A 12,730-nucleotide genomic window follows, 5' to 3' on the forward strand; every position below is an offset into this window, starting at 1 on the left:
GCGCCCCCGCGCTGCTTCTCTTTCGACAGGCCAAGTAATTCCTGCGGGCAACTCCGCAGGACAGTTCCGCCAGGCTCGGCAGGGGCCCACTCCTCGTCAGAGGTGAAGCCCCTGCCGGGAACCGGCAGACGATCAGGAGATAGACGTGATCCAGCAGGAGTCGCGACTCAAGGTCGCCGACAACACTGGTGCGAAGGAAATCCTTTGCATCCGTGTTCTCGGTGGCTCGGGTCGCCGCTACGCGGGCATCGGCGACGTCATCGTCGCCACCGTCAAGGACGCGATCCCCGGCGGCAATGTGAAGAAGGGTGACGTCATCAAGGCGGTCATCGTTCGCACCGTCAAGGAGCGCCGCCGCCAGGACGGCTCGTACATCCGCTTCGACGAGAACGCCGCTGTCATTCTCAAGAACGACGGCGACCCTCGTGGCACCCGTATTTTCGGCCCGGTGGGCCGTGAGCTGCGCGAGAAGAAGTTCATGAAGATCATCTCGCTCGCGCCGGAGGTGCTGTAAGCATGAAGATCAAGAAGGGCGACCTGGTTCAGGTCATCACCGGTAAGGACAAGGGCAAGCAGGGCAAGGTCATTGCCGCTTTCCCGCGCGACGAGCGTGTCCTGGTCGAGGGTGTCAACCGGGTCAAGAAGCACACCAAGGCCGGTCCGACCGCCAGCGGTTCGCAGGCCGGCGGCATCATCACCACCGAGGCGCCGATCCACGTCTCCAACGTCCAGCTGGTCGTTGAGAAGGACGGCAACAAGGTTGTGACGCGCGTCGGTTACCGCTTCGACGACGAGGGCAACAAGGTTCGCGTTGCCAAGCGGACGGGTGAGGACATCTGATGGCTACCACCACGACTCCGCGTCTCAAGACGAAGTACCGCGAGGAGATCGCGGGCAAGCTGCGTGAGGAGTTCTCGTACGAGAACGTCATGCAGGTTCCCGGTCTCGTCAAGATCGTGGTCAACATGGGTGTCGGCGACGCCGCCCGTGACTCGAAGCTCATGGACGGTGCCGTCCGTGACCTGACGACGATCACCGGTCAGAAGCCGGCCATCACCAAGGCCCGCAAGTCCATCGCGCAGTTCAAGCTGCGCGAGGGTCAGCCGATCGGTGCCCACGTCACGCTTCGTGGCGACCGCATGTGGGAGTTCCTGGACCGCACCCTGTCGCTCGCGCTGCCGCGCATCCGCGACTTCCGTGGTCTGTCCCCCAAGCAGTTCGACGGCCGTGGCAACTACACCTTCGGTCTCACCGAGCAGGTCATGTTCCACGAGATCGACCAGGACAAGATCGACCGCGTCCGGGGTATGGACATCACCGTGGTCACCACGGCGACCAACGACGCTGAGGGCCGCGCGCTCCTTCGTCACCTCGGCTTCCCGTTCAAGGAGGCGTAAGCGAGATGGCGAAGAAGGCTCTTATTGCCAAGGCTGCTCGTAAGCCCAAGTTCGGTGTGCGCGCCTACACCCGCTGCCAGCGTTGTGGCCGCCCGCACTCCGTGTACCGCAAGTTCGGCCTGTGCCGCGTGTGCCTTCGTGAGATGGCTCACCGTGGCGAGCTGCCGGGCGTGACCAAGAGCTCCTGGTAAACCCCGAATCTTCGGGATTTCCAGGCGCTCTCGGTAAGCACTCTGGTCGGCAGGGCCCTCCTCCGCATGCCGTAGGCTTGTGGGGTTGGGCGCCTGCCGCCCTGAAACGACTTACTACGCCGTAGGTCCCCGCACCGCACCCGTCCCGCCACTGAGTGGGGAGAGGGATGGCGCATACAGGAAACCCCGGCGAGAGAGGCCGAAGGCCAATTCATGACCATGACTGATCCGATCGCAGACATGCTGACGCGTCTGCGCAATGCGAACTCGGCGTACCACGACTCGGTGTCGATGCCGCACAGCAAGATCAAGTCCCACATCGCGGAGATCCTCCAGCAGGAGGGCTACATCACCGGCTGGAAGACCGAGGACGCCGAAGTCGGCAAGAACCTCGTTCTCGAGCTGAAGTTCGGCCCGAACCGTGAGCGCTCCATCGCGGGCATCAAGCGGATCTCCAAGCCCGGTCTCCGGGTTTACGCGAAGTCCACCAACCTGCCCAAGGTCCTGGGTGGCCTCGGCGTGGCGATCATCTCCACGTCGCACGGTCTCCTGACCGACAAGCAGGCCGGCAAGAAGGGCGTAGGCGGAGAAGTTCTCGCCTACGTCTGGTAGCGGAAAGGAATCGGAAGAAGCTATGTCGCGTATTGGCAAGCTCCCCATCACGGTTCCCGCCGGCGTGGACGTCACCATCGACGGCCAGACGGTCACGGTCAAGGGTTCCAAGGGCACCCTGTCCCACACCGTCGTGGCGCCGATCGAGATCGCTAAGGGCGAGGACGGCGTTCTGAACGTCACCCGCCCGAACGACGAGCGTCAGAACAAGGCCCTGCACGGCCTGTCCCGCACGCTGGTGGCGAACATGATCACCGGCGTGACCACGGGTTACGTGAAGAAGCTCGAAATCAGCGGTGTCGGTTACCGCGTCCTGGCGAAGGGCTCCAACCTGGAGTTCTCGCTCGGCTACAGCCACCCGATCCTGATCGAGGCGCCCGAGGGCATCTCCTTCAAGGTCGAGTCGCCGACGAAGTTCTCGGTCGAGGGCATCGACAAGCAGAAGGTCGGCGAGGTTGCGGCCAACATCCGCAAGCTGCGCAAGCCCGACCCGTACAAGGCCAAGGGCGTCAAGTACGAGGGCGAAGTCATTCGCCGCAAGGTCGGAAAGGCGGGTAAGTAAGCCATGGCATACGGTGTCAAGATTGCTAAGGGCGACGCTTACAAGCGTGCTGCCATCAAGCGTCGTCACATCCGGATCCGTAAGCACATCTCGGGTACGGCTGAGCGTCCGCGTCTCGTCGTGACGCGCTCCAACCGCAACATCGTGGCCCAGGTCATCGACGACGTTAAGGGTCACACCCTCGCGTCGGCGTCGACCCTGGACACCACGATCCGCGGTGGCGAGGGCGACAAGTCGGCTCAGGCCAAGCAGGTCGGCGCCCTGGTCGCCGAGCGCGCCAAGGCCGCCGGTGTCGAGGCTGTCGTATTCGACCGTGGTGGTAACCAGTACGCCGGGCGCATCGCCGCCCTGGCGGACGCCGCCCGCGAAGCCGGACTCAAGTTCTGAGTTCCCGTCGCGCAGCGATTCACGTTGCTGCGTAGCTAGCGGAAAAAGAGAGAGGTAATTCCAATGGCTGGACCCCAGCGCCGCAGTGGCGGTGCCGGTGGCGGCGAGCGGCGGGACCGGAAGGGTCGCGACGGTGGCGCTGCTGCCGCCGAGAAGACCGCTTACGTTGAGCGCGTTGTCGCGATCAACCGCGTCGCCAAGGTTGTGAAGGGTGGTCGTCGCTTCAGCTTCACCGCGCTGGTCGTGGTGGGCGATGGTGACGGCACCGTCGGTGTCGGTTACGGCAAGGCCAAGGAGGTGCCGGCCGCCATCGCCAAGGGTGTTGAGGAGGCCAAGAAGCACTTCTTCAAGGTCCCCCGTATCCAGGGCACCATCCCGCACCCGATCCAGGGCGAGAAGGCTGCGGGCGTCGTCCTGCTCAAGCCGGCTTCCCCCGGTACCGGTGTTATCGCCGGTGGCCCGGTTCGCGCCGTGCTCGAGTGCGCCGGTATCCACGACATCCTGTCGAAGTCCCTGGGCTCCGACAACGCGATCAACATCGTGCACGCGACCGTGGCGGCCCTCAAGGGCCTGCAGCGTCCCGAGGAAGTCGCGGCTCGCCGTGGCCTGCCCCTCGAGGACGTCGCTCCCGCGGCTCTGCTGCGTGCGCGTGCCGGGGCTGGTGCGTAATGGCACAGCTCAAGATCACGCAGACGAAGTCGTACATCGGCAGCAAGCAGAACCACCGTGACACCCTGCGCTCCCTTGGTCTCAAGGGCATCAACACGCAGGTCGTCAAGGAGGATCGTCCCGAGTTCCGCGGCATGGTGCACACCGTCCGCCACCTCGTGACGGTCGAGGAGGTCGACTGATCATGGGTGAGCAGAACCCGCTCAAGATCCACAACCTCCGTCCCGCCCCGGGCGCCAAGACCGCCAAGACCCGTGTGGGTCGTGGTGAGGCGTCGAAGGGTAAGACGGCCGGTCGTGGTACCAAGGGCACCAAGGCCCGTTACCAGGTTCCGGAGCGCTTCGAGGGTGGCCAGATGCCCCTCCACATGCGTCTCCCGAAGCTCAAGGGCTTCAAGAACCCGTTCAAGACCGAGTTCCAGGTCGTGAACCTGGACAAGCTGGCTTCGCTCTACCCCGAGGGTGGCGAGGTCACGGTCGAGGACCTGGTCAACAAGGGTGCCGTGCGCAAGAACAGCCTCGTCAAGGTCCTGGGCCAGGGCGAGATCTCCGTGGCGCTGCAGGTGACGGTCGACGCCGTCTCCGGCTCCGCCAAGGAGAAGATTGCCGCCGCCGGCGGCTCCGTCACCGAGCTCGTCTGATTTCCTCAGGCAGAGTCTCGATGACTTGATCGATCCCACCGGGGATGCCCCACAAAAGGGGCATCCCCGGTTGGTCGTTCCTAGGGGGGCATGGTCGCCGGTAAGGTGGCGTGCACTGCTAACTTCCGCGCGGTCTGTCTGCTGCTTCACAGCAGGGGGAATCCGCGCGTTGTTGCCTATTGCTTACTATTCGTCGAACCTCAAGACCGTCACCTCTGGCGCACGCGCGCGGGGGTCGCAGGAGGCACCGTGCTCACCGCGTTCGCCCGGGCGTTCAAGACGCCCGACCTGCGCAAGAAGTTGCTCTTCACGCTCGGCATCATCGTCATCTACCGGCTCGGTGCCCACATCCCGATCCCCGGGGTGTCGTACGAGAACGTGCAGATCTGTCTGGACCAGGCCGACACCAAGGGTGGCATCTTCGGTCTGGTCAACATGTTCAGCGGTGGCGCGCTGCTGCAGATCACGATCTTCGCGCTGGGCATCATGCCGTACATCACGGCGAGCATCATTCTGCAGCTGCTGACCGTGGTCATCCCCCGACTCGAAGCCCTCAAGAAGGAGGGCCAGTCCGGCACCGCGAAGATCACGCAGTACACGCGTTATCTGACGGTGGCGCTGGCCGTGCTCCAGGGCACCGGTCTGGTCGCCACCGCCCGCAGCGGCGCGCTGTTCAGCAGCTGCCCGGTGGGCAGCGAGATCGTGCCCAACCAGTCGATCTTCACCACCGTCACGATGGTCCTGACGATGACGGCCGGTACGGCGGTCGTGATGTGGCTCGGTGAGCTCGTCACCGACCGCGGCATCGGCAACGGCATGTCCATCCTGATGTTCATCTCGATCGCCGCGGGCTTCCCCGGCGCGCTGTGGGCCATCAAGGAGCAGGGCTCGCTGGCCGACGGCTGGATCGAGTTCGGCGTCGTCATCCTCGTCGGCCTCTTCATGGTCGGCCTGGTCGTCTTCGTCGAGCAGGCGCAGCGCCGTATCCCGGTGCAGTACGCGAAGCGCATGATCGGGCGCCGTTCCTACGGCGGTACGTCGACGTACATCCCGCTCAAGGTGAACCAGGCGGGCATCATCCCTGTGATCTTCGCTTCGTCGCTGCTCTACATCCCGGCGCTCGTCGCGCAGTTCAGCGGTTCCACCGCCGGCTGGGCGCAGTGGATCGAAGCGCACTTCGTCAAGGGTGACCACCCGTACTACCTGGTCACCTACTTCGTGTTGATCGTGTTCTTCGCCTTCTTCTACGTGGCGATCTCGTTCAACCCCGAGGAAGTCGCCGACAACATGAAGAAGTATGGTGGCTTCATCCCGGGTATCCGGGCGGGTCGGCCCACCGCCGAGTACCTGAGCTACGTGCTCAACCGGATCACTTGGCCGGGCTCGCTCTATCTGGGTCTGATCGCTCTCGTGCCGACAGCGGCGTTGGCAGGCTTCGGAGCTAACCAGAACTTCCCGTTCGGCGGGACGAGCATCCTGATCATCGTGGGTGTGGGTCTGGAGACCGTGAAGCAGATCGAGAGCCAGCTCCAGCAGCGTAATTACGAAGGGTTCCTCCGCTGATGCGTATCGTCCTCGTCGGGCCGCCCGGTGCGGGCAAGGGAACGCAGGCCGCGTTCCTCGCCCAGAACCTGTCGATCCCTCACATCTCCACGGGCGACCTTTTCCGGGCCAACATCAGCCAGGGCACGGAGCTCGGCCTCAAGGCCAAGTCCTACATGGACGCGGGCAACTTGGTGCCGGACGAGGTCACCATCGGGATGGCCAAGGACCGTATGGCACAGCCGGACGCCGCGGGCGGCTTCCTGCTCGACGGCTTTCCGCGCAACGTCTCGCAGGCCGAGGCCCTGGACGACGCGCTGAAGCTGGACGGACAGGAGCTCGACGCGGTTCTGGACCTCGAGGTCCCCGAGGACGAGGTCGTCAAGCGCATCGCGGGCCGCCGGATCTGCCGTAACGATTCGAGCCACGTCTTCCACGTCTCGTACAAGCAGCCCGCGGCCGAGGGCGTCTGCGACGTCTGCGGCGGCGAGCTGTACCAGCGCGGTGACGACACCGAGGAGACCGTCCGCCGGCGCCTCGAGGTCTACCACAGCGAGACGGAGCCGATCATCGACCACTACCGGGCCCAGGGCCTGGTAGTGACGATCTCGGCGCTCGGCAGCGTTTCCGAGGTCACGGAGCGCGCCATGGAGGCGCTGCGCAAGGGCGACGACGCCTGAGGCGAATGAGCTGTACGACGGGCGCGGGGCCCCCCTGGGTGCCCCGGCCCGAGTGTTGTGTCCGTAGGTGTTTTCTTTTGGTACGGGGGGCTGGGGGCCATGGGGGGGATCAAGACCCCCGAGCAGATCGCCAAGATGCGCGAGGCGGGACTGGTCGTCGCCGCGATCCACAAGGCCACCCGCGAGGCGGCGGTGCCGGGCGCGACCACCAAGGACCTCGACGAGGTCGCGCGCAAGGTGCTCGACGAGCACGGCGCGAAGTCCAACTTCCTCGGGTACGGCGGCTTCCCCGCGACCATCTGCACCTCGAAGAACGAGGTCGTGGTCCACGGCATCCCCAGCGACGAGGTCGTGCTCGAGGACGGCGACATCATCTCCATCGACTGCGGCGCGATCATCGACGGCTGGCACGGCGACGCCGCGTACACCGCTTTCGTGGGCTCCGGTCACGCGCCCGAGCTGATCGAGCTCTCCCGGGTGACCGAGGAGTCGATGTGGGCCGGCATCGCGGCGATGAAGCAGGGCAACCGTCTGGTCGACGTCTCCAAGGCGATCGAGACGTACATCCGCCGCCAGCCCCGCCCGGCCACCGGCAAGTACGGGATCATCGAGGACTACGGCGGCCACGGCATCGGCACCCAGATGCACATGGAGCCGCACCTCCTGAACTACGTGGAGCGCCGCCGCGGCCGCGGTCCGAAGCTGGTGCCCGGCTTCTGCCTGGCGATCGAGCCGATGGTCTCGCTGGGTACGGCGCGTACCGAGGTGCTCGAGGACGACTGGACGGTCATCACCACGGACGGGACCTGGTCCTCGCACTGGGAGCACTCGGTCGCTGTCACCGAGCAGGGGCCGCTGGTGCTGACCGCTCCCGATGGCGGTAAGGCGAAGCTGGCTGAGATGGGTATCACAGCCGCGCCCGATCCGCTGGGCTAGAGCGGAGTACGGGCGGTCTTTGCGCGGACGTGCATAACGATCGCCCCAGCAGGGCACACTTTCCGGATTCGTCTTTCCGAGTGCTCTGACGTAGACTGACTCGTCGGCTCTCGTGCACCCGTATGCCTGCATTCCGCAGGCTGCGCGTACGAGACCGATCAAGGTAGTCGATTCGAAGGGCGAAGCGTGGCCAAGAAGCAAGGTGCCATCGAGATCGAAGGCACTGTCGTCGAGTCTCTTCCGAACGCCATGTTCAAGGTGGAGCTCCAGAACGGCCACCAGGTCCTGGCACACATCAGCGGCAAGATGCGTATGCACTACATCCGCATCCTCCCTGACGACCGGGTCGTGGTGGAGCTGTCTCCGTACGACCTGACGCGTGGCCGGATCGTCTACCGGTACAAGTAGATCTTGCCTGTGCCCCGCATCCGCGGGGTGGTGGCACTGACCCGGAGAACCTCACCAATGAAGGTCAAGCCGAGCGTCAAGAAGATCTGCGACAAGTGCAGGGTGATTCGCCGTCACGGCCGAGTCATGATCATCTGCGACAACCCGCGCCACAAGCAGCGCCAGGGCTGACGCAGGTCTGCATCCGCAGATCTTTGAGCGACGCATAGCTCAGCAGCTAAGTACATACGCAAGGCCCGTCCCTCTTCAGTAATGGAGGGCGACACCCCCGGTCGGAGGCCGGGGACCCAGTTCGTACCAACTCTTCGACCGATGAAGAGGACGGCGGCTGGGAGCGGTCTTGGGGAAGACCTCCGAAAGACAACTGGAGCCATTGAATGGCACGCGTTTCCGGTGTTGACATCCCGCGCGACAAGCGTGTGGAAGTCGCCCTTACCTACGTTTTTGGTATCGGCCGCACCCAGTCCCAGAAGGCGCTGGCCGAGACCGGCGTCAACCCGAACACCCGCGTTCGCGACCTCTCCGAGGAGGAGCTGGTCAAGATCCGCGAGTACGTGGACGCCAACCTTCAGACCGAGGGTGACCTCCGCCGCGAGATCCAGGGCGACATTCGCCGCAAGATCGAGATCGGCTGCTACCAGGGCATTCGTCACCGTCGCGGCCTGCCTGTGCACGGCCAGCGCACCAGCACGAACGCCCGTACCCGCAAGGGCCCGCGTCGCGCCATCGCCGGCAAGAAGAAGCCGGGCAAGAAGTAGTCCACAGCGGACAACGCTTCATCAGCGGTCTTCGCTGTAGGACCGACCACCTCCCCGTAGGAGTTATAGATGCCCCCCAAGGGTCGTCAGGGCGCTGCCAAGAAGGTGCGCCGCAAGGAAAAGAAGAACGTCGCCCACGGGCACGCTCACATCAAGAGCACGTTCAACAACACGATCGTGTCCATCACGGACCCGACCGGCAACGTGATCTCGTGGGCCTCCGCCGGCCACGTCGGCTTCAAGGGCTCGCGCAAGTCCACGCCGTTCGCCGCGCAGATGGCTGCCGAGTCGGCTGCCCGTCGCGCGCAGGAGCACGGCATGCGCAAGGTCGACGTCTTCGTCAAGGGTCCCGGCTCCGGCCGTGAGACCGCGATCCGCTCCCTCCAGGCCACCGGCCTCGAGGTCGGCTCGATCCAGGACGTCACCCCCACGCCGCACAACGGCTGCCGTCCCCCCAAGCGCCGTCGCGTCTGACGCACTGCGTCCGACGTCTCGTACGTCGCTTGTCTGAGGTTTTCGGGCGGTACGGCTCTTCGGGGCCGTATCGCCCGTACCCTTGAAATGCCCGTGCCTTCACGGCGCGGTTTCTGTCGGACATCAAATAGTGGGTGTCCATGACTGAAGGAATCACTTCATGCTGATCGCTCAGCGCCCCTCGCTGACCGAAGAGGTCGTCGACGAGTTCCGCTCCCGGTTCGTGATCGAGCCCCTGGAGCCGGGCTTCGGCTACACCCTCGGCAACTCCCTGCGTCGTACGCTCCTCTCCTCGATCCCGGGTGCGGCTGTCACGTCCATCCGTATCGACGGTGTCCTGCACGAGTTCACCACCGTGCCGGGCGTCAAGGAGGACGTCACCGACCTCATCCTGAACATCAAGCAGCTGGTCGTCTCCTCGGAGCACGACGAGCCGGTCGTGATGTACCTGCGCAAGCAGGGTCCCGGCCTGGTCACCGCTGCTGACATCGCCCCGCCGGCCGGTGTCGAGGTGCACAACCCCGACCTGGTGCTCGCCACGCTGAACGGCAAGGGCAAGCTGGAGATGGAGCTGACCGTCGAGCGCGGTCGCGGCTACGTCTCCGCCGTGCAGAACAAGCAGGTGGGCCAGGAGATCGGCCGTATTCCGGTCGACTCCATCTACTCGCCGGTCCTCAAGGTCACCTACAAGGTCGAGGCGACCCGAGTCGAGCAGCGCACCGACTTCGACAAGCTCATCGTCGACGTCGAGACCAAGCAGGCCATGCGTCCGCGTGACGCCATGGCGTCGGCCGGCAAGACCCTGGTCGAGCTGTTCGGTCTGGCGCGCGAGCTCAACATCGACGCCGAGGGCATCGACATGGGCCCGTCCCCGACGGACGCCGCCCTTGCCGCCGACCTGGCGCTGCCGATCGAGGAGCTCGAGCTCACCGTTCGTTCGTACAACTGCCTCAAGCGTGAGGGCATCCACTCCGTGGGTGAGCTCGTGGCGCGCTCCGAGGCGGACCTCCTGGACATCCGTAACTTCGGTGCGAAGTCCATCGACGAGGTCAAGGCGAAGCTGGCCGGCATGGGCCTGGCCCTCAAGGACAGCCCGCCCGGATTCGACCCGACCGCCGCTGCCGACGCCTTCGGCGCCGACGATGACGCGGATGCCGGGTTCGTCGAGACCGAGCAGTACTGATCGCTCGGGCCTGACGGTTCGTTCTTGCTGCGGTCCGGCTTCGGCTGGGCGCGCAGTTCCCCCCGCCCCCTTTGGGGGCGGGGGGCTCCGACAGACATCCGTCTGCTCGGGTACCGACTCCCGTACCTCGTACGGCCGGGGCAGCACACAAGGAGAAACACCATGCCGAAGCCCGCCAAGGGTGCCCGTCTGGGCGGCAGCGCTGCGCACGAGCGGCACATGCTGGCGAACCTCGCCAAGTCGCTGTTCGAGCACGGCCGCATCACCACCACCGAGGCCAAGGCCCGCCGTCTGCGTCCGCACGCGGAGCGCCTGATCACCAAGGCCAAGAAGGGCGACATCCACAACCGTCGCCAGGTGCTGCAGGTCATCACCGACAAGAGCATCGTGCACACGCTCTTCACCGAGATCGCGCCGCGGTACTCCGAGCGTCCGGGTGGCTACACCCGTATCACCAAGATCGGTAACCGCCGCGGCGACAACGCGCCGATGGCCGTGATCGAGCTGGTCGAGGGCGAGATCGCCAAGAAGGCGACCGTCGACGAGGCCGAGGCCGCCACCAAGCGTGCGGTCAAGGAAGACGCTCTCAAGAAGGACGCGCCCGTCGAGGACGCGAAGCCGGTTGAGGCTGCTTCCGAGGAGTCGAAGGACGCCTGAGCGTTCTGACACTGCTTGCGGACGGGCCCGCATCCCCTCACAGGGGTGCGGGCCCGGTCCCGGGACGGGGGGCAGGCGGGGGGGCGGTGGGGGTGGGGGGCCTGGAGGCGGTTCGCCAGGTGGCATAGCGCTTCACGGCCTGCGGGTCGTGGGCGTTGTCCCTCTTGCGCTTCTCCATCAGCGTTTCCATCCGCTGACCTGTCTTCGGGCCGACGACGCCGTCCTTGGACAGCCCGTTGTTGCCCTGGAAGAGCTTCACGGCGTTCTCGGTGCCGGAGCCGAAGGCGCCGTCGACGCGGATCTGCGGCCGGTTGAAGGTGTTCACGCCCCGCTGTACGCACTTCACCTTGGTGCCGCTGTCGCCCTTGCGGATGGGCTTGGGCTGACCGGATCCGGCCGCCCCGCCGGAGCCGGAGCCCGCTCCGGCCTTGTTGGTGAGCTTTTCCTTGTCCGCCGAGGACTTCCCCTTGTCCGCCGGCTTCGTACCGCCGTCACCGCCGCCGCAGGCCGTGAGCCCCAGGGCGAGAATGCCGGTGGTGAGCAGTGCGGCGGCAGGCGTGGTCCACTTGGTCATCGTTCCCCCGATGTATGCGATCCCGTTGCGGACGTACGGGACGGGAGACGCTGGCTCGGGGTGCGGTAGTGGCGTGATGAACATCACTGGAGTTCGACAGGGAGGCAGGTTCCGGTGGCCGACGAGGTGGAGCCCGGTTTCGTACGGGTGCGGCTTGATCTTTCGTACGACGGGAAGGAGTTCTCGGGCTGGGCGAAGCAGCTGAGGCAGACGACCCGGACCGTGCAGGGTGAGATCGAGGACGCGCTGCGTACGGTGACGCGCTCGGCCGAGACGTACCAGCTGACGGTCGCCGGGCGTACCGATGCCGGGGTGCATGCGCGCGGGCAGGTGGCGCATGTGGATCTGCCCGCCGAACTGTGGGCCGAGCACCAGGACAAGCTGCTCCGCCGCCTTGCCGGACGACTGCCGCACGATGTGCGCGTGTGGAAGGTGGCCGAGGCGCCGAGCGGATTCAACGCGCGCTTCTCGGCGATCTGGCGGCGGTACGCGTACCGGGTGACGGACAACCCCGGTGGGGTCGACCCGCTGTTGCGCGGTCATGTGCTGTGGCACGACTGGCCGTTGGACGTCGAGGCGATGAACGAGGCGGCCGCCCAGCTGCTCGGGGAGCATGACTTCGCCGCGTACTGCAAGAAGCGCGAAGGCGCCACGACGATCCGCACCTTGCAGGAGCTTCGGTTGGAGCGGGGCGCCGACGGGATCATCACGGCGACCGTGCGGGCGGATGCCTTCTGCCACAACATGGTGCGCTCGCTGATCGGCGCGCTGCTGTTCGTGGGGGATGGGCACAGGGGGCCCGGCTGGCCGGCGAAGGTTCTTGCGGCGGGGGTGCGGGACTCGGCGGTGCATGTGGTGCGGCCGCATGGGCTGACGCTGGAGGAAGTGGGCTATCCGGCGGACGAGTTGCTGGCGGCGCGGAGTGTGGAGGCGCGGAACAAGAGGACGTTGCCGGGGGTGGGTTGCTGTTGAGGGCGCCTTCGTCCGATGCGGGCTCGTCCTCGTAGGGCCACGCACTGGGGCCCGGGCCGGGGGAGGGGACCGGCCGGGGGCGCGGGCT

Annotated in this window: 21 protein-coding genes; 20 read left to right on the forward strand and 1 reads right to left on the reverse strand. The window is 65.8% G+C overall.

Annotated features, from left to right (window positions below):
• The first annotated feature begins 145 nt into the window (after window positions 1–145).
• The 19 genes from rplN to rplQ all read left to right on the forward strand — a co-directional run bounded on the left by rplN (window position 146) and on the right by rplQ (window position 11,096).
• Complete coding sequence (gene rplN / locus JAO81_RS09510; protein ID WP_165332360.1) at window positions 146–514, forward strand: 50S ribosomal protein L14; 369 nt, start codon at window positions 146–148, stop codon at window positions 512–514.
• Window positions 515–516: 2 nt separating this feature from the next.
• Entirely contained in the window at window positions 517–840 is a 324-nt protein-coding gene (gene rplX, locus JAO81_RS09515) for a 50S ribosomal protein L24 (RefSeq protein WP_165332361.1), read from the forward strand.
• On the forward strand, window positions 840–1,397 hold the full coding sequence (rplE, locus tag JAO81_RS09520) for a 50S ribosomal protein L5 (RefSeq protein WP_060901493.1): 558 nt from the start codon (window positions 840–842) through the stop codon (window positions 1,395–1,397). Before rplX ends, rplE begins: the two co-directional genes overlap by 1 nt.
• Window positions 1,398–1,402: 5 nt before the next feature.
• Window positions 1,403–1,588, forward strand: coding sequence for a type Z 30S ribosomal protein S14 (locus tag JAO81_RS09525; protein WP_003956452.1), 186 nt, complete (start codon window positions 1,403–1,405; stop codon window positions 1,586–1,588).
• Window positions 1,589–1,801: 213 nt separating this feature from the next.
• Complete coding sequence (gene rpsH / locus JAO81_RS09530; RefSeq protein ID WP_093613762.1) at window positions 1,802–2,200, forward strand: 30S ribosomal protein S8; 399 nt, start codon at window positions 1,802–1,804, stop codon at window positions 2,198–2,200.
• Window positions 2,201–2,222: 22 nt separating this feature from the next.
• Complete coding sequence (gene rplF / locus JAO81_RS09535; protein WP_199547358.1) at window positions 2,223–2,762, forward strand: 50S ribosomal protein L6; 540 nt, start codon at window positions 2,223–2,225, stop codon at window positions 2,760–2,762.
• Between the two features lie 3 nt (window positions 2,763–2,765).
• A complete protein-coding gene (rplR, locus tag JAO81_RS09540) occupies window positions 2,766–3,149 on the forward strand; it encodes a 50S ribosomal protein L18 (protein WP_058848125.1) in 384 nt (127 codons plus the stop codon).
• 63 nt (window positions 3,150–3,212) lie between these two features.
• Window positions 3,213–3,818 (forward strand): 30S ribosomal protein S5, encoded by a 606-nt coding sequence (gene rpsE / locus JAO81_RS09545; protein ID WP_052580769.1) that lies wholly within the window; start codon window positions 3,213–3,215, stop codon window positions 3,816–3,818.
• On the forward strand, window positions 3,818–4,000 hold the full coding sequence (rpmD, locus tag JAO81_RS09550; protein ID WP_005481207.1) for a 50S ribosomal protein L30: 183 nt from the start codon (window positions 3,818–3,820) through the stop codon (window positions 3,998–4,000). Before rpsE ends, rpmD begins: the two co-directional genes overlap by 1 nt.
• A gap of 2 nt (window positions 4,001–4,002) precedes the next feature.
• Entirely contained in the window at window positions 4,003–4,458 is a 456-nt protein-coding gene (gene rplO / locus JAO81_RS09555) for a 50S ribosomal protein L15 (RefSeq protein ID WP_199547359.1), read from the forward strand.
• A gap of 249 nt (window positions 4,459–4,707) precedes the next feature.
• Window positions 4,708–6,021 (forward strand): preprotein translocase subunit SecY, encoded by a 1,314-nt coding sequence (secY, locus tag JAO81_RS09560; RefSeq protein WP_165332365.1) that lies wholly within the window; start codon window positions 4,708–4,710, stop codon window positions 6,019–6,021.
• Entirely contained in the window at window positions 6,021–6,680 is a 660-nt protein-coding gene (locus JAO81_RS09565) for an adenylate kinase (protein ID WP_199547360.1), read from the forward strand. The genes secY and JAO81_RS09565 overlap by 1 nt, the downstream gene beginning before the upstream one ends.
• 99 nt (window positions 6,681–6,779) lie before the next feature.
• Window positions 6,780–7,616, forward strand: a complete 837-nt coding sequence (gene map, locus JAO81_RS09570; RefSeq protein WP_199547361.1) for a type I methionyl aminopeptidase — start codon at window positions 6,780–6,782, stop codon at window positions 7,614–7,616.
• A 186-nt stretch (window positions 7,617–7,802) separates the two neighbouring features.
• Window positions 7,803–8,024, forward strand: coding sequence for a translation initiation factor IF-1 (gene infA, locus JAO81_RS09575; RefSeq protein WP_003948620.1), 222 nt, complete (start codon window positions 7,803–7,805; stop codon window positions 8,022–8,024).
• A 57-nt stretch (window positions 8,025–8,081) separates the two neighbouring features.
• Window positions 8,082–8,195 carry a 50S ribosomal protein L36 gene (gene rpmJ, locus JAO81_RS09580; protein WP_003948619.1) on the forward strand — a complete coding sequence of 38 codons (114 nt, stop codon included), beginning with the start codon at window positions 8,082–8,084 and terminating at the stop codon, window positions 8,193–8,195.
• A gap of 206 nt (window positions 8,196–8,401) precedes the next feature.
• Window positions 8,402–8,782 carry a 30S ribosomal protein S13 gene (gene rpsM / locus JAO81_RS09585; protein WP_165332368.1) on the forward strand — a complete coding sequence of 127 codons (381 nt, stop codon included), beginning with the start codon at window positions 8,402–8,404 and terminating at the stop codon, window positions 8,780–8,782.
• 69 nt (window positions 8,783–8,851) lie between these two features.
• Complete coding sequence (gene rpsK, locus JAO81_RS09590) at window positions 8,852–9,256, forward strand: 30S ribosomal protein S11 (protein ID WP_003948617.1); 405 nt, start codon at window positions 8,852–8,854, stop codon at window positions 9,254–9,256.
• Between the two features lie 160 nt (window positions 9,257–9,416).
• Window positions 9,417–10,439, forward strand: coding sequence for a DNA-directed RNA polymerase subunit alpha (locus tag JAO81_RS09595; RefSeq protein ID WP_003966937.1), 1,023 nt, complete (start codon window positions 9,417–9,419; stop codon window positions 10,437–10,439).
• A 162-nt stretch (window positions 10,440–10,601) separates the two neighbouring features.
• Window positions 10,602–11,096: a 50S ribosomal protein L17 gene (rplQ, locus tag JAO81_RS09600; RefSeq protein ID WP_199547362.1), complete on the forward strand. Its 495-nt coding sequence runs from the start codon at window positions 10,602–10,604 to the stop codon at window positions 11,094–11,096.
• 37 nt (window positions 11,097–11,133) lie between these two features.
• Here rplQ and JAO81_RS09605 read toward each other — a convergent pair whose 3' ends face one another.
• Window positions 11,134–11,670 carry a peptidoglycan-binding protein gene (locus JAO81_RS09605; RefSeq protein WP_199547363.1) on the reverse strand — a complete coding sequence of 179 codons (537 nt, stop codon included), beginning with the start codon at window positions 11,668–11,670 and terminating at the stop codon, window positions 11,134–11,136.
• A gap of 114 nt (window positions 11,671–11,784) precedes the next feature.
• On the opposite strand from JAO81_RS09605, the gene truA reads away from it, so the two are divergent.
• The gene (gene truA, locus JAO81_RS09610) at window positions 11,785–12,642 is read left to right on the forward strand and encodes a tRNA pseudouridine(38-40) synthase TruA (protein ID WP_199547364.1); all 858 of its coding nucleotides are present in this window, start codon (window positions 11,785–11,787) and stop codon (window positions 12,640–12,642) included.
• Window positions 12,643–12,730 lie beyond the last annotated feature (88 nt).

Source organism: Streptomyces sp. N35 (genome assembly GCF_016464295.1).
In the GTDB taxonomy this organism is placed as follows: Bacteria; Actinomycetota; Actinomycetes; order Streptomycetales; family Streptomycetaceae; genus Streptomyces.